18 protein-coding genes are annotated in these 15,235 nt (G+C 41.9%); 5 read left to right on the top strand and 13 right to left on the bottom strand.

The window, feature by feature from the left end:
- The first annotated feature begins 96 nt into the window (after positions 1-96).
- On the top strand, positions 97-834 hold the full coding sequence (nfsA, locus tag G6R08_RS18600; protein ID WP_163530123.1) for an oxygen-insensitive NADPH nitroreductase: 738 nt from the start codon (positions 97-99) through the stop codon (positions 832-834).
- Between the two features lie 66 nt (positions 835-900).
- Here nfsA and G6R08_RS18595 read toward each other — a convergent pair whose 3' ends face one another.
- Positions 901-1,227 (bottom strand): DUF4181 domain-containing protein, encoded by a 327-nt coding sequence (locus G6R08_RS18595; protein ID WP_163530121.1) that lies wholly within the window; start codon positions 1,225-1,227, stop codon positions 901-903.
- 356 nt (positions 1,228-1,583) lie between these two features.
- Between G6R08_RS18595 and G6R08_RS18590 the strand changes: the two genes are divergently transcribed.
- Positions 1,584-2,366 (top strand): helix-turn-helix domain-containing protein, encoded by a 783-nt coding sequence (locus G6R08_RS18590; protein ID WP_163530119.1) that lies wholly within the window; start codon positions 1,584-1,586, stop codon positions 2,364-2,366.
- A gap of 8 nt (positions 2,367-2,374) precedes the next feature.
- Here G6R08_RS18590 and G6R08_RS22015 read toward each other — a convergent pair whose 3' ends face one another.
- From G6R08_RS22015 to G6R08_RS18550, 9 genes are all read right to left on the bottom strand, one after another.
- The gene (locus G6R08_RS22015) at positions 2,375-2,542 is read right to left on the bottom strand and encodes a hypothetical protein (protein ID WP_205439440.1); all 168 of its coding nucleotides are present in this window, start codon (positions 2,540-2,542) and stop codon (positions 2,375-2,377) included.
- Between the two features lie 41 nt (positions 2,543-2,583).
- On the bottom strand, positions 2,584-2,775 hold the full coding sequence (locus G6R08_RS18585) for a hypothetical protein (RefSeq protein ID WP_163530117.1): 192 nt from the start codon (positions 2,773-2,775) through the stop codon (positions 2,584-2,586).
- Positions 2,776-2,872: 97 nt separating this feature from the next.
- The gene (locus G6R08_RS18580) at positions 2,873-5,212 is read right to left on the bottom strand and encodes a penicillin acylase family protein (protein WP_163531396.1); all 2,340 of its coding nucleotides are present in this window, start codon (positions 5,210-5,212) and stop codon (positions 2,873-2,875) included.
- Positions 5,213-5,631: 419 nt separating this feature from the next.
- Complete coding sequence (locus G6R08_RS18575) at positions 5,632-6,072, bottom strand: hypothetical protein (RefSeq protein WP_163530115.1); 441 nt, start codon at positions 6,070-6,072, stop codon at positions 5,632-5,634.
- A 166-nt stretch (positions 6,073-6,238) separates the two neighbouring features.
- A complete protein-coding gene (locus tag G6R08_RS18570) occupies positions 6,239-6,946 on the bottom strand; it encodes a MerR family transcriptional regulator (RefSeq protein WP_163530113.1) in 708 nt (235 codons plus the stop codon).
- 670 nt (positions 6,947-7,616) lie between these two features.
- Entirely contained in the window at positions 7,617-8,360 is a 744-nt protein-coding gene (gene tatC, locus G6R08_RS18565) for a twin-arginine translocase subunit TatC (RefSeq protein ID WP_240339777.1), read from the bottom strand.
- Between the two features lie 20 nt (positions 8,361-8,380).
- The gene (gene tatA, locus G6R08_RS18560; protein WP_163530111.1) at positions 8,381-8,599 is read right to left on the bottom strand and encodes a twin-arginine translocase TatA/TatE family subunit; all 219 of its coding nucleotides are present in this window, start codon (positions 8,597-8,599) and stop codon (positions 8,381-8,383) included.
- Positions 8,600-8,713: 114 nt separating this feature from the next.
- Positions 8,714-10,453, bottom strand: a complete 1,740-nt coding sequence (locus G6R08_RS18555; protein WP_163530109.1) for a GMC family oxidoreductase — start codon at positions 10,451-10,453, stop codon at positions 8,714-8,716.
- A gap of 18 nt (positions 10,454-10,471) precedes the next feature.
- Positions 10,472-11,218: a gluconate 2-dehydrogenase subunit 3 family protein gene (locus G6R08_RS18550; RefSeq protein WP_163530107.1), complete on the bottom strand. Its 747-nt coding sequence runs from the start codon at positions 11,216-11,218 to the stop codon at positions 10,472-10,474.
- A gap of 241 nt (positions 11,219-11,459) precedes the next feature.
- Here G6R08_RS18550 and G6R08_RS18545 point away from each other — a divergent pair, with 241 nt between their 5' ends.
- Together G6R08_RS18545 and G6R08_RS18540 are read left to right on the top strand one after the other, a co-directional pair.
- Complete coding sequence (locus G6R08_RS18545; RefSeq protein WP_163530105.1) at positions 11,460-11,819, top strand: PadR family transcriptional regulator; 360 nt, start codon at positions 11,460-11,462, stop codon at positions 11,817-11,819.
- The gene (locus G6R08_RS18540; protein WP_163530103.1) at positions 11,806-12,822 is read left to right on the top strand and encodes an HAAS signaling domain-containing protein; all 1,017 of its coding nucleotides are present in this window, start codon (positions 11,806-11,808) and stop codon (positions 12,820-12,822) included. Before G6R08_RS18545 ends, G6R08_RS18540 begins: the two co-directional genes overlap by 14 nt.
- A gap of 84 nt (positions 12,823-12,906) precedes the next feature.
- On the opposite strand, the gene G6R08_RS18535 is transcribed toward G6R08_RS18540, so the two are convergent.
- The gene (locus G6R08_RS18535) at positions 12,907-14,010 is read right to left on the bottom strand and encodes an NADH:flavin oxidoreductase (protein ID WP_163530101.1); all 1,104 of its coding nucleotides are present in this window, start codon (positions 14,008-14,010) and stop codon (positions 12,907-12,909) included.
- A gap of 241 nt (positions 14,011-14,251) precedes the next feature.
- On the opposite strand from G6R08_RS18535, the gene G6R08_RS18530 reads away from it, so the two are divergent.
- Positions 14,252-14,410, top strand: a complete 159-nt coding sequence (locus G6R08_RS18530) for a YfhE family protein (protein WP_163530099.1) — start codon at positions 14,252-14,254, stop codon at positions 14,408-14,410.
- Between the two features lie 95 nt (positions 14,411-14,505).
- Here the strand turns inward: G6R08_RS18530 and G6R08_RS18525 are convergent, their stop codons facing one another.
- Together G6R08_RS18525 and G6R08_RS18520 are read right to left on the bottom strand one after the other, a co-directional pair.
- Complete coding sequence (locus G6R08_RS18525; RefSeq protein ID WP_163530098.1) at positions 14,506-14,856, bottom strand: nucleotidyltransferase substrate binding protein; 351 nt, start codon at positions 14,854-14,856, stop codon at positions 14,506-14,508.
- A gap of 64 nt (positions 14,857-14,920) precedes the next feature.
- The gene (locus G6R08_RS18520) at positions 14,921-15,151 is read right to left on the bottom strand and encodes a nucleotidyltransferase domain-containing protein (protein WP_163530096.1); all 231 of its coding nucleotides are present in this window, start codon (positions 15,149-15,151) and stop codon (positions 14,921-14,923) included.
- Between the last annotated feature and the right edge of the window lie 84 nt (positions 15,152-15,235).

The following is a 15,235-nucleotide window of genomic DNA, read 5'->3' as shown; positions in this document are numbered from 1 at the left end:
ATCCCTCTATCGTTCAATGTAGATGCATAAATACAGCAATTCATAACTTCCTATGTTATCCTTTTTTCATGATCACATATTACTGGAGGAAGTCGAATGAATGAAACCATTGAAACGTTATTAAACCACCGCAGCATTCGTAAATTTACCGATAAAAAATTAACAGACGAGCAAATCCATACGATTATTAAAGCAGCCCAGCAAGCTTCGACCTCAAGCTATATGATGGCTTATACGATCATAGGGATTACCGATCCAGACAAGAAGGCTGCCTTGGCTGAGGTTAGCGGCCATCCGCACGTAACACAAAATGGCCACCTGTTAATCTTTTGTGCAGACCTAAAAAGGCCAGTTGCCCAGGCTGAGAGTGAACAATACGAAGCATCTCTTGCGAACTTGGAAAACAGTGAGCATTTCTTAGTCGCAGCAATCGATGCCGCTCTCGCTGCTCAGAACGCGGCCATTGCTGCTGAATCTATGGGGCTTGGCATGTGTTACCTCGGAAGTATTCGCAATAACTTGGAACGAACAGATGAGATTCTTGAGCTTCCTAAGCACGTCATTCCTTTGTTCGGGATGGCCATTGGAACGCCGGACCATAAGCCTGAGCTGAAACCACGCCTGCCGATTTCAGCGGTTTATGCAGAAAATAAATATCCGTCCTATGAAGAAGATGTAGCAGCATTTGATCAAGAGATTGCCGGCTATTATCAATCTCGTTCTACGAACACAAGGAAAGACACGTGGTCTGAACAAATGATCCGCCGTTTTACGAAACCGATGCGCATGGACGTAACAGACCTTGTGCAGAAGAAAGGATTTAATAAACGATAGCCGAAAAAAAGCGGAGCCTGTTTGGATCAGTTTGCGGTCCAAACAGGCTCCTTTTTATGTAGAACATTACATCTTAATGCTTAACACAAAAACTAGGACAGCAAAGCATGAAATAACTGAAGTGACGGTGAAAATATGTTCTTTCTTTTCACGTGCAAACATCCATTCCATTGCAGCTCGAAAACTGCCAAAAACTATGAAGAATAATAGAAAATAGACTTCTGAATCTAGTGAACCCTCTTTCATGAAGCCAAAGTAACCAGTCCCTGCCACCATAAGGATCATGAGAAGAGACTCCCCCCATGTTTGAATAGGATGCTTCCTCTTATAGCGATCAAAGAATTTCGACTTCTGAATATCCAGTTTCTTTCGTAATTTTTTATCGATTACCATATTTAGAAGAATAACCAGTATTGAAAATATGGATATTAAATACCATTCTACAATTTGTAATCCCTCCTTCATTCTAATTTTTTATAAAAACGATTAAGAATTCTGACACCCCACATGACACGGTATATGACACTGCACTGAACTCCAGAAACCCTTGATACAATACGGTTTTTCGGTTAATAATCGCATCGGAAACAAAGAAGAAATAAAGATTATAAAAAAAGATTTGAAATAAATAATGAACGACTACTACTACTACATCATTTTTTTAAAAATTTTTATATCAAACACGACACCTAACCTATCCTCTCATTCGATTATAGAAGTAACCCGATCGAAAAGAGGACATGATCACTATGAATATAGAAACTCTCCGCAGCCTTCAACCATTTCCGACAAAAAAAGAATTAGACCTTCGTGTCCGAGCCTTCCTGTACCATCATAAACCAGCTTTATCAGAGGGAACTCTGACGATTCTAAAATACATATGGCGCCATTCCGTTAAGTACCCTGGCGTTTCTTTTTCAAAAGTGGAAACCATTCAGACCAAAACCAACAAAAGCCGCAGCACAGTGATTCGGGCGATTAATTGCCTAGTAAAGAAAGGATTACTTACACGCGTTCCGACGACCCGGCCAAATGGTAAGCGCGGTGTCAACATCCTTGTATTTCTTACTGACGAGACCGAATCTCTCCCTGAACCTGAACAGTTCGAAGTAGAAACACCCCGCGAAACGACTCCTATCGAAAAACCTTCACCTGACACGGAGCCCGTAATGAACAAACATGATCAGAAGAATAATACCACCACAGTCAATTCTGATTTTCTGCCATCTTACATTCCACACTCCTTTATCAGCGTTTCCCGTTCATTTTTATCACACAGCGAAATTTTGTCAGCATGGAAAAGTGCCTTACTCGCCTACAAATATGTAAATCTTACCTACCCGATTGAATGGTATGTTGAACAGATTAATCAAACCTTCAAGCAAGCGATTTTTGCGAAACGAGAAGGAACCATTAAGAAGAATTTCCTCGGATATTTTTACGGTGGATTGAAGCAAATGTTTACTCAAACGGTTCGCAAAGAAGTGATGGCCGACAGCTCGAACCTTTATTACGACTGGTTAGAAGACTAGGAGTAGGCTTACATCCAGGACAGCAGTATCGTAATGACGAGGCTTTGAATAAGTAAGACAACCACACTATTTTTGGTGAACACCCTGCCCTTATTGATAACAAGTCGATAATAGAAAAAATGAATAACAACGACACTAACCAGTGTTAAGAAAAAAATAACTATAAAATCCGACATACATTCACATTCCTTTTTTTATTAAAATAAGCACTTCATGATTATTCAAGGAAAATTGCTGCACCTACAGCTATGAGCAACATTAAGAAGATCCCGCCAAAGATAAAGTAGCCAATCAGCCTGATTACAAGCGGCATCCGTCCGCCTCCGCCACTTGGGTACCCTTCTATTTTTTGTTTATGTTCAGTTGCATCGTTAAACGATGTAGAACGATCCGTTTCATACTTAGACATGTTCACACCCCGCTTTCCATTTTAACATAATTTACCTTATATTCATCATCGAAAAAAGGCGTCCACAAACATGGTTTGAGAACACCTTCCTATATCTTTATGGGACTAATTTCAAAACATCCCCCGTATAATCGTTCATATCTGTCGTATGGTATCCACCGTTCACCCAATCATGCAATTGATCGTGATACCACTTGCTTCGGAAATGGCCGGATTGCCCTGGTCCAACCACATGGTCTGCTTCCGACGGATTCGCTAAATCAATTACATAACGCCAGGAAGCACCGTGGTTGACGATCCCGTTGTCATTATAACCGGCCGCTCTTACGGTCACACGACTGCCGCTGACAGGAACAGGATCACCAGGATTATAAAACCGCTCCAGGATGGCAATGCTTGAAAGCGGATGGGTGAACTCGACAGCATGAGCTTCACCCCACGCCCACTCTTCTGGTTTTTCACCAAATTGCTGTGATAATTCATCAATGGTCACACTTAAAGACTCCTGCAATGCTCGTTCGATCCCGCCTGCTTCTTCAATCCAGATCGAGCTTCCGCCATTTCTTACCTCTCTCAGTAATTCATCCGTCGTTTGCCCCATTCCGTGAAAAAGTTCCTGCATGTCTTTCGGAATCGTTTCATTGTAAAGCGTGGCCTCTATGTTTTCCATCCATGTGTGAAAAATGAGCGGCTGCGGTAAAGTATGGAGGTCTTGATATTCCCATTTTTTCAGCAAATCTAAGGCTGTCTGCTCAGCCTCATCCTCCCCGTTACCTGCCACTTTTACCATATACGGCAAAAACTCAACAGCTTGTAAGTTTTTTACGTCGAGCTGCATCGCCTTCATACTGTCCATTGTATGTTCTTCTTTTGTCTCGATCATCTCAACGATCCGCTGATAACGATAAGGCTGAGCCCAGTTATGACTAATATGGTAAGGATACGACTCACTAACCACTTTATTATTAGCCGTCGCAATATACCCTTTCTCAGGATTAACAGTCGTTGGCAGCTCATCAAATGGGATATACTCCTGCCACTCGTCTTCCTGCTCCCATCCTCTTAGCGGCAGCAAAGCATCATCTCCATCTTCATAAATGGGAATTCGTCCATTTGCTTTATAAGCAATGGTGCCTTCTTTAGAAGCAAAAACAAAGTTCTGTGCAGGAGCGAGAAATTTCTCCAATCCCGCTTCAAACTCCTTCCAATTGCTGGCCTGATTGATTTCTAATACAGCTTCCAGTTCCGTAGTCGGATCTAGTGCCGTCCAGCGCAGCGACATCACAACGTCTTCCCCGCTTTTCTCAGCAAATTCACTAATTACGGGACCGTGCCGAGTCTCCAAGACTTTATAATCGATTGTTTCCTCGCCCTTTACTTTAATAGGCTCCGAAATGACTTTAGCTTGCTCCCATTCTCCCTCAAACAAAAATTCATTCGGCTGTATTGGATTTCTTTTTTCTATATAAAGCTGCTGCACATCAGGACCGACATTCGTCACGCCCCAGGCGATATCCTCGTTATGACCAAGGATAATCCCGGGAATTCCGGCAAAGATCACCCCTGACACTTGATATTCCGGTGAATGTAAGTGCATTTGATACCATATCGACGGTGTAGCCAGACCTAAGTGGGGATCATCAGCTAGCAGCGGAAAACCTGAAGCCGTTCGTTCCCCGCTGAGCACCCAGTTGTTGCTGCCATTAAACTCTGTCGGTATGATGGCGTCCTTAAAGCTAGCTGCTACATTGACCGTCTCCGCTTCGTTTAAAATCGTTGGAGCATCATCGGGATACGTCGGAAATAATTCAAGAGCTTTTGCTTCAGGGAATTTATTCAGTAAATAATAATTAAATGCTTGCCGTTCCCAATGACCACCCAAATCAAAAGCCATGTACTTGCCAATGGTTAATGAATCAACAGGATCCCACGGTTCAGGTTCAATCCCCATCAAGGCAAACCCAGGCGGCAGACTGTTTTCCTCGATAGCTTTTTCCATATAAGCATTTACACCTTCAGCAAACGCTTTAAGACTTTGCATTGCTTCCTCTGAGTACATAGGCAGCGAAGCTTCAGCCGCTCTCCGAAGTCCCAATGTTCTGAAATACTTATCCTGCTCAATAGTAGCCTCTCCAATCACTTCACTTAACGTCCCTGAAGCTTGCCTTCTCGAGAGCTCCATTTGAAACAATCGATCCTGTGCCTGCACAAACCCTTGCGCCATAAACAAATCATGGGCATTGCTGGCGTTAATATGCGGCACCCCATGTTCATCTCTTGTCACACTGACACTTTCATGGAGCCCTTCGATATTTATTTCCCCGGAAATCTCAGGAAGACTTCGGTTTATGTAACCGTTTACAAAAATCAATATGCTGACTATTAGGATCAAGACGATCATTCCAATAATCAGGCTGACCCTTTTCCACCGTTTCATCTTTTTCTTATCTGGATAGGTGGTTTCTAAAGCTTCCACATGGTCATCCCCTTTTGTGTGACTTTTGATTCAATTATACTCGAAACTTTCTGTTTACTACACAACTGAATTTGTCAAATATTGATAGATCACTGTCAGGGAACTAAAAAAATCACGAGGCTGGGACATAACTAAATCTCTTGAATAAAAAGACGAACGAAGTGCTGTTTTAGCGAAGAAAATATACGGAGACTCCTGCGGGAGAAAAGGCCTAGATGAGACCTCGCAGTGCGTCAGCACAAGAAGGCTCAACAGCCGCCCGCGGAAAGCGAAGTATATTTTCGTAGAGGGTTATCTGCACCAATTTTAGTTTTTTAATTAGGTCGGATTTTCATTTGATAAAAACACTTTAGTCCCAGCCTCGTGTGGGTTAGGGGCAATTAAATGATTTTCTTTACAATTAACTCTGGGTTTAAATATTGATTGTTTCCAACAATGCCATTTGGTACAACAGTAATGATATCATTACTATTTAAATTCAATAACATTTTTTTCGAACCGTTATAAAAGTTGGTAGCTGTTGTACTATTGGAGAAGTATAGACTCCCGATGAATTGAATATTTTCATTAATGACGATGCTGTAACGAAGGAATGTGCCTGCTGAATTAGATACACTATTCGTTAAGGAAAACTCGACTTCATAAATACCAGGACTATTGACGGTTATCGAGTTGGTTACGGGATCAGCATCCATTCCAGAAGTAGGGCCAGCCGTAACAAATTCAATCGGTTTATGGTTCACTGGTGTAAGAAAATTACTAGATAATCCATAGAGAGAGCCATATACAGGCTGATGACAAGAGGACGGTTGATCACACATATTTTCTCACCACTTATACTTTTTTACTATACTATGCAAGATAACTCCAGCATGGCTGTATTCTTGTCGGGGCCTTAAACGTCAAACAAAAAAACACTTGAATTCAAAAATATGATTCAAGTGTAAAGATTGATGCCAGCGGCGGGGCGTCCCAATTTGAGTTCATTTATTTGCCGAATAAGGAGAACAGCCAATCCCATTTGCCTTTAGGTTTATTTACCGACTCTTCTATACGTTTATTAAAATTCTGTTGTGAACGCCAAACTTCTTTCTGTTCATTGCGGATGGTTTGCAGTTCATTTTTCAAGGATTCGTTCTTTTCCTGCTCCTCTTGCAGCAGTGTTTCATATTGGGTCTGCTGCTGTTCCATCATTTTCTCTATTTTCATATTCATCTTTTGTGTGGAATTTCCGACTCCTGAACTGATGGCATGATGGTCCTGGCGCAGTCGGGAAACTGTTGTTTGCAGTTCGGATATATCCTTCGAAAGCTGCACATTCATTTCGCGTGAGGCTGCAAGTTCATTAGATATAAACAGTAAGAACTCTTTTAATTGATGAGGATCCTGGAGAGAATTGTCATATGTATCGGATACCGCTACCTGTGTATCATCAGTCCCTTCCAACCTTTCTTTTTGCAGGTCAGCAAGGTCTTTGGCTGTATCGTCAGCCGGCCTGTCCGTATCGCGTAACGCTATAAGCGATTCAATATCAGAACGCACGAATATACGTCGATGCCCATCTTTAAAAAACTCATAACCATTTCGTTCTAAAATCTGTCCATACTTTCGAACAGTCGGGGTTGCGATGTTTAGTTCTTCTGCCACCTCTTTAGTAGTGAAAGCTCGTTCATTAGGTTTGATATCGTGTCGCATGTCGAACCTCCTTCTCTCTTAAATATGAAGGTTATACGCGATTTTGACAAGAGCATATCGCCTAGCGATTCGATTTTGAGCAGGAGTCTATCATCCCACATTATAAGGAATCCTTGGAAAGCGATATGGTGAAAAATTCACGGATCTATATTATTGTAAAAAAGAACTCCCCCACCATGACATGTTCAGGCTGTCGGGAAAGTCTAATATGCCCAATTTTTGGGTTTACTGTATTCACATAGATAATACCATCAGGGTCCGCCGTTGATACACACTTCGTTCCACTTGCTTCTTCGTGTGGATCAACCAACCCCATATTCTGATTAAATTTCCATTTTAAAGCAATCATTTAAATCAGTTTATGTACGATTACATAAAAAAGCTTGTAGAGAAGCTCTACAAGCTAAATGAGACTGAGACATAATTAAATTTCTTAAGTAAATAGACTAACGAAGTGCTGTTTAAGCGAAGAAAATATACGGAGACTCCTGCGGGAGGAAAGGCCTAGGTGAGACCTCGCAGCGCGTCAGCACAAGAAGGCTCAACAGCCGCCCGCGGAAAGCGCAGTATATTTTCGTAGCGGTTATATGCACGAGGAGGCTAAAAAGGAAGTTCGACTAGGAACGGCACGTCCTGTGCCAACGTCGAACTACCCTGCGTCGTGCAGGGCCTATTGCTCATTCTTTTCCCACTTACGCTGATACACTACATTCGAAAGCATTATTCCCAGCTCATATAACACAATTAAAGGAATAAGTACTATGAGTTGAGAAAGTAAATCAGGTGGTGTAATCAGGGCGGAAACAATCGCCATCACGAGATACCCATACTTCCTCATCCCCCTCAATTGACTAGGGTTTACGATTCCAATGGCTGTCAGAAACATAAGTAAAAGCGGTACCTCAAATAGAAAACCAAGCGGCAGCGTTGTCATCAGCATAAAAGAAAAATATTCTTTAGCTGTAATCATCATCTCAAAATTTTGATCTCCAATGCCCATAAGAAACCCATAGACAGTCGGAAACACGATAAAAAAACCAAAAGCGATCCCCGTTAAAAAACTAATTAAAATACCTGGGATAAACGACAAAGCTGTTTTGCTTTCTTTCGTCGTCATCGCCGGTTTAACGAATTTCCAAGCTTGGTACCCTATAAATGGAGCTGAGAAGCCAAGACTAAGGCTTCCCGCTATTCCTGTATAAAACCTTACCACATCAAGTGGGCCCAGCATCACTAGTTCGTTTCCGTCTGTAACGATTGGAATGACATAGTTAATGGAAACTAGAATAGCAACAAAACAGACAGCAAAGAAGATCAACGAACCAATTATCGCTTTTCTCAGGTCGGTAATATGTTCGACCAGTGTCTGTTCATCTTCCTCCACTGCTTGTTTCTCTAAGTGTGCTTCTTGCATGATCGATTCCTCCTAGACAATTAAGATGAATGATCTTTTTTCCCATCTTCAGAGATGCCATCCTTTTTCTTCTGATCATGTTCCTCATCATTCATCAGGCTGTTTGCTGATTTTTTGAACTCTGATAATGTCTGGCCAAATGCCGAACCGATTTCAGGTAGTTTTTTAGGTCCGAAAATAATCAAAGTAACAACTAGAATAATAATCAAACCTGGTATGCCTATATTTGCAAAACCCATCGTGACCGCTCCTTTTTACTATAGTATGGAGCCAGAAGACTTAAGCAGGTTGAACGTGTGCTACAAGTACATTCTGGCTCTGAAAAGTCTTGCTCTCATCATGCATACATTCATTTAGACATGTTCGCTGTTTTGTGCTGCCTTGACCAATTGGCCTTTGTTTTGAAGATATTTACTAATCCCATCAGCTGCCCGGTACGCCAGAGCACCAACCGTCCCCGTAGGGTTGTAGCCGCCGTTATGAGCAAATGCTGACGCGCCAACTACAAATAGGTTGTCAACATCCCACATTTGCAAATAATTATTGACCGCGGATGTTTCAGGATCGCCTCCCATGATGACACCGCCCGTATTATGAGTAGTTTGATAAGGGACAATACTATAATGGTCGCTGATTTCTCTCGGTTCAACTCTATCTGCACCCATTTCTTTTCCAATCTCTACACATTTTTCAGTGAGATAATTGTGCAGATTTCGATCTTGTTCCGTAAAATCATAGGTTAAGCGAAGAAGCGGATCTCCAAAAATATCTTTGTAATCCGGATCCAGGCTCAAGTAATTGTCGCGATGGGGCATGGAAGCACCCTGTGCACCAATAGATAAGTTGCGGTGATAGTATTTAATTGACTCGGATTTGAACTGTTGACCCCAGTTCGGTATATCTTTAGGAACAGTATTATTGTTGATCGGACGCTGTCCTGTCTGGGTCGTTGAAATCGACCCGCCATGGATAAAGTTTACATTGGCGTGATCAAAGTTATCACCATTATAATTATCAACCGTAGCCCCGAGCGACCCCGCTCCCATATAGGTGTTAAATTTCTCATTTTCAAAAAAGGCTGTTGCACCAGGCAGGATTTGATAGCAGTAATTTCGTCCAATCACTCCTGTCCGGGACTCCGGATCGTAAGGACGGCCAATGCCGGAGTTTAACAACAAACGGGAATTGTTCATCACATAGCTTGTCAGCACGACGATGTCAGCAGGCTGAATAAATTCTTCCCCTGTTTGCAAATCAATATATTTTACCCCTGTCGCCTTATCACCGTCATAGATGACCTCAGTTACATTCGCATGTGTCCGTAATTCGAAATTGCCGGTTTGTTTGGCAGTCGGGATCACTGTCACGATTGGGGAAGACTTGGCTCCGTATTCACAGCCAAACCGTTCACAAAACCCACAGTACTGACATTGAGCAATGGTTTGCCCATCTGGATTCTCATACGTTTGGGACATATTCCCCGACGGCATATGAAAAGGACTGAGCTTTAACTTTTTGGCAGCATCTTTAAACCGCTTCGTAATCGGAGTTTCCTTCATCGGAGGGTTCGGATAAGGATTATTTCTTGGTGCACTGAACTCATTTTCTTCTCCGCTTATCCCCGCCGTTTGCTCGAATTTATAAAAATAGGGCTCGAGCTCTTCGTAGGTGATGCCCCAATCTTGAATGTTATAATCGCTGCCAAGTTTATTAGCCCCATATTTCTTCTCGGTCATAGACTTAATTTCAAGGTCATAAGGTAAAAAACGCCATGTCTGCCCGTTCCAGTGAATGCCTGCCCCGCCAAGTCCTTCGCCAAGCAGGAAGGAACCGAGCTGACGCATCGGCAGGGCGCGATGATCTCTGTTATTCCTAAATGTAATCGTTTCTCTTGATAAATCCTGCATCAATTCATAACGGATCGCATAACGGTACTCATCGTGAATGTGTTGAAAATCTTCTGTAGTCCTCTCTTTTCCTCGTTCAAGACCAACTACTTTGACACCTTGCTTGGCGAGTTCTGCCGCAATAATACCGCCTGTCCATCCCACTCCTACTGTCACTACTTCCACTTTATCTAATGTTGTCGCCACATATATTCCTCCATTCCTTTATGATTTGATATGTGCTCTCAACGCTCGAGGCTCTTTTTTAATAAATTCTTCTTTGCCAATTTCATTAAGGTAGCTCATATAGTTGCCTGGAAATTCCTTCATCATCCAGCCCTTCATGTTGCCGTTTCCTCCATAAAGCGGGTCTGAATACGCCCCTTCTAGCGTTGCGGAACGCAGCAATTCAAAAAAGGTCGTTGCCGTAACCCCTTTTAATTTGACATCGCCATCCTGAAACTTTTGCAAAATTTGATCCTGCTGTTTTCCTTCAAGATCTACAAAAGCTGCATCGAATTCTTTATTACTTTCTTTCTCAATCGCCTTAATCCCAACATCGAATACTTCATGGCGCTTAAGCCGAGTTTGATAACCCTGAAAGTCAGATCCAGGAAAAAATGGACCGCGCATATACTCTCGATCATTGTGACCGTAAGACCCGGCCAACTGATGGTCGATAAAAAACGGAACACCCAGTTTAATGGCACCTGGACCATTATCATCCTCAGGGAAAATTCTTTCCGTTGCTGCGCTGAGTAGTTGAAATTCTTTTTGGTTTGTAAAATGCATGAGTGCGTGATTGAAATCAGGAAGTGACTCAGTCTTTGAATCTTTCTTAACCTCTTGATTATCATCTAAAAGATTTCTACCTATAAGTGTACCGATAAACCCGCCGCCGATAGCACCTCCAGCTGCATAGCTGGTGTTTTTAATGAACCGGCGACGAGACATAGTCGAACGTTCTGCCATCTTTCTACCTCCCGCAAATGGTTTTAATTGCTGTTTGTAACACTCTTGCCACTTAAAAGGAAATATATACTAGTTTCATTTATATAAAAAATTGATAGAAATCTGTTTCAAACAGACTATCATCTATAAAGTCTCTGAGCTGTAACGATGAAATGCCAAACAAAATAAAAAGCAATGAACAATAATGGTCTATTTACAATAGTGTATGACATACAGTATAATAATTTCAGGAGCTGATCAAATGAGCGAAGCACACAAACATCTTGATAAATTAATGCAGGAATTAAGACGAGGAACCATTACAATTGGAGCTCTAAGCCAGCTCCACCAGGCGCAATATGGATATTCTCTTGTTACAACGTTAAAAGAAAAAGGGATTTCTGTTGTACCTGGAACCTTATATCCTCTGTTAAGACGACTTGAGAAGCAAGGGCTCTTGGAAAGCAAATGGGATACGAATGAGACTCGGCCTAGAAAGTATTACCTGTTAAGTGAACTCGGGAAGGAAGTCTTGGATTTACTGCTCGTGGAGTGGCAAAACATGGTCACAAGTATGGAATATTTAATAAAGGAAAGAGGAGAAGAAAATGGAGATCATTAACCGATATGTTTACGCGGTTAGTAAGCGGCTTCCGGAATCACAACGAAAGGACGTGGCGGATGAACTTCGCGGTTTGATTGAGGATATGCTGGATGAGCGTGTGCAGGACGGGGAAGTAATCGAGCAAGACGTAGAAAGTGTGTTAGTAGAACTGGGCCACCCGAGGAGTTTAGCGCGAAAATACAGGGACTCAAAAAAGTATGTCATCGGTCCGGAGCTTTATGACTTGTATATATTGGTGCTGAAAATAGCATTGATTTCAACAATTGCTGTAAATAGCTTCGTTTTCGTCATCCAAGTAATTCTCAATCCAGTGAATATTCTTGACTATTTTGTCAGCTACATCGTTTCCTTCTTTACGGTGGTTTTCCCAATGGTTTTTGGCTGGACCACCTTTGGCTTTGCACTGGCAGGGTATTTTAGTGACGGCAGGATGGAAAAGCTGGAGTTAGAAAAAGGATGGAAACCATCATCCCTTCCACCAGTGCCTGAAGAGAAGCGGCAGATTAAACGAAGCGAACCGATTACTGGAATTGTCATTTATGTACTGCTCATTATCATGCTGACCTTCTCCACTGAATACTTTGGCATCTGGATATTTCAAAATAACGAATTAGCAGGGGTCGTTCCATTTTTAAACGAAGCCCATTACGGCTCCCTCTTCATCTTAGCGTTCATTATTTTTGGAGCCGGTATTGTAAAAGAATGCTTGAAGTTAGTTTATGAAAAATGGACATACAAACTTGTTACGTTTACTGCAATAGTTAACTTCATCGTCATCGCCCTGATTCTCTTCATAATTACAAAATCGCAAATTTGGAATCCAACTTTCATGAATGAACTGATGCAATATGGTTTGATTACAAAAGGAAGTGAAGGCTATGATGTAGTCCGCCAAATCTGGGAACAGCTTACATTCTGGACGGTGATTTTCCTCGTTTTTGGTTTACTCTTGGACCTAATTGCTGGATTTATCAAAGTTCGCAAGGCAAAGCTGAAATAGAATTTACAGACAAAAAAGGTGTTTCACCAGTAAATTTTACTGGTAAAACACCTTCTTTTCTAAATATAAGGAGATACAGGACAATTAATATAACTGTTTAAGAGCAGCTTTATCAAAAGGTGCTAGTTCATCTTCTTTGCCATCACGAACTTTCCTCACCCACTCTGGATCCATTAATAGTGAGCGTCCAATGGCTACTAAATCAAACTCACTCTGATCAAGTTTTTCCATCAGACCATCCAAACTAGTGGTCTCAGCTCCAGAAAAGCTTGTGAATTCTCCATCAAGTCCGACTGATCCTACAGAAATTACCGGCTTACCTGACAACTTCTTCGTCCACCCAGCCAAATTCAATTCTGATCCCTCAAACTCCGGCTCCCAGAAACGGCGGGTTGAACAGTGGAAAAGATCGACGCCCGCTTCTACTAAAGGTGTAAGGAACTGCTCCAATTCATCCGATGTTTCAGCAAGTTTGGCCTTATAATCATTCATTTTCCATTGAGAAAACCGAAAGATAATCGGGAAATCAGGTCCGACTTCACGGCGGCAAGCTTCGATCACCTCAACCGCAAATTGAGTTCTTCCGACAAGGTCCCCACCATATCGGTCCGTTCGCTGATTGGTTTGTTTCCAGAAAAATTGATCAATTAAATAGCCATGCGCACCGTGGAGTTCAATCCCGTCAAATCCCAGGCGTTTAGCATCAGCAGCCGCTTGAGCATAAGCATTCACCATCTCTTCTACTTCTGCTTCAGTCATCGGCTCTGTAACCTTTTCCCCATCCAGACTCAGTCCTGATGGTCCAACAGGATTCGCCTCCTCGTTCGGCAGATCTCCTTTTTTACGAGTCATGCCCACATGCCAGAGTTGCGGTACAATTTTCCCGCCAGCCTCATGAACTTCCTTAACTACATTTGCCCATCCATTCAGTGATTCTTCTCCATGAAATAACGGGATACTGGCACCTGAAACTGAAGCCGGATGGTTAACCCCCGTTCCTTCTGTGACGATTAACCCAACCCCATTTTCAGCTCTGCGGCGGTAATAGGCTGCCACATCCTCTCCTGGAACTCCATTGGGTGAAAAACCTCTGGTCATCGGCGCCATTACCGTGCGATTTGGCAGGGTTATTTTTTCACTCGTAAATGATTGAAATAGTGGTTCAGTTGTATCTGTATTAGAACTCAATTGATATCCTCCTCATTCCTTAATGCAGAATCATTATGTCAAACTCTACTCAGGAAGAAAAGAAATCTGACTTCGAGCACTCGACTATGTAAAAGATACATGCAAAACAGCAGACTCTCCCTGCCAAGAACACAGCCCCTGCCTCCGGCTGATTATAAATGAATTTGTTGGCATATGTTTAGTCTTTAACATATCGGGGAAAATATTTATGTAACGAGATATACTAGAAAGGATGAATACTATGGGAAGAAAAATACAGTATCAGCCTGTTGCAGGAAACGAGCCATCAGACGCTCAAGAAGTAAACTATGCGAAAGAATTTAAGCAAGCGGATATTGCTGGTGGATATCGTAAATCCAAGCTTAAAGAAGCTAAAAGTGAAAATCCAAACTTGAGATAATATGATAAAAAGCAGCTTTTTAAGGCTGCTTTTTTTATCTTTATAAGAGCGTATCAGGAGATACAAAAAGTGTTTTTATGAAAAGTAAGCAGAAACTATAATTGGTGATTATAGCCCGCTACGAAAATATACTTCGCTTTCCACCCAAACCTGCAATTTACAGCTGCTTCTTCATTCACCATGTTCAATGCCGTTACCGTTTCCTCATCACTGAATAGATTTACTTCCCTGCTGCTCCGGATGACACTCTTAGGGGATCCGATATCCAGCCCTTCGATATCATATAAATACTGTCTACCTGCTTTCCAACAAGCTTCGAAGGAAAACTCAAAACGTTGAATGGCCGCATCCCGCTCTACCTCAGTCAGCTTTTCAAGTACAACCAATTTTTCAAGTGAAGACAGTGCTTTCTCTGCAGATTCTAACCGGCGGCGTAATCTTTCCATAAGATCCCCTCCTCTCTTACTGTTTGAACAAGCTTTGAATTTGCAAGTCGTAAATCTACAACATCTACCCTATAATCGTAGAATTTTCTATTACATCTATCAACTGATTCCATTTTGATCCATCTAAAGGAATTACAGAATCGATAGCAATATCAATATCTGAACTTTGCTTTTCCTCCTGCCGAGCCCATGAACCGAATAAATAGACGCGAACCTGTTCTGAAGAAAAATGATCAACGACTAACTCCCTTAACTCATTAAGAGCTTGCCCCCGAATAGTTAGATGATCGTCCATTAGATATCTTCCTTTTCCGTTTTTGTTCATTATAGCATATCCACATAGGTGATTCAGATAGCTGTATCCTAACTAATTGTTCTC

This window comes from Halobacillus ihumii (assembly GCF_902726645.1).
Classification (GTDB): domain Bacteria; phylum Bacillota; class Bacilli; order Bacillales; family Halobacillaceae; genus Halobacillus_A; species Halobacillus_A ihumii.
Note: the sequence above shows the minus strand (reverse complement) of the source record. Positions and strands in the feature narration are given on the sequence as shown.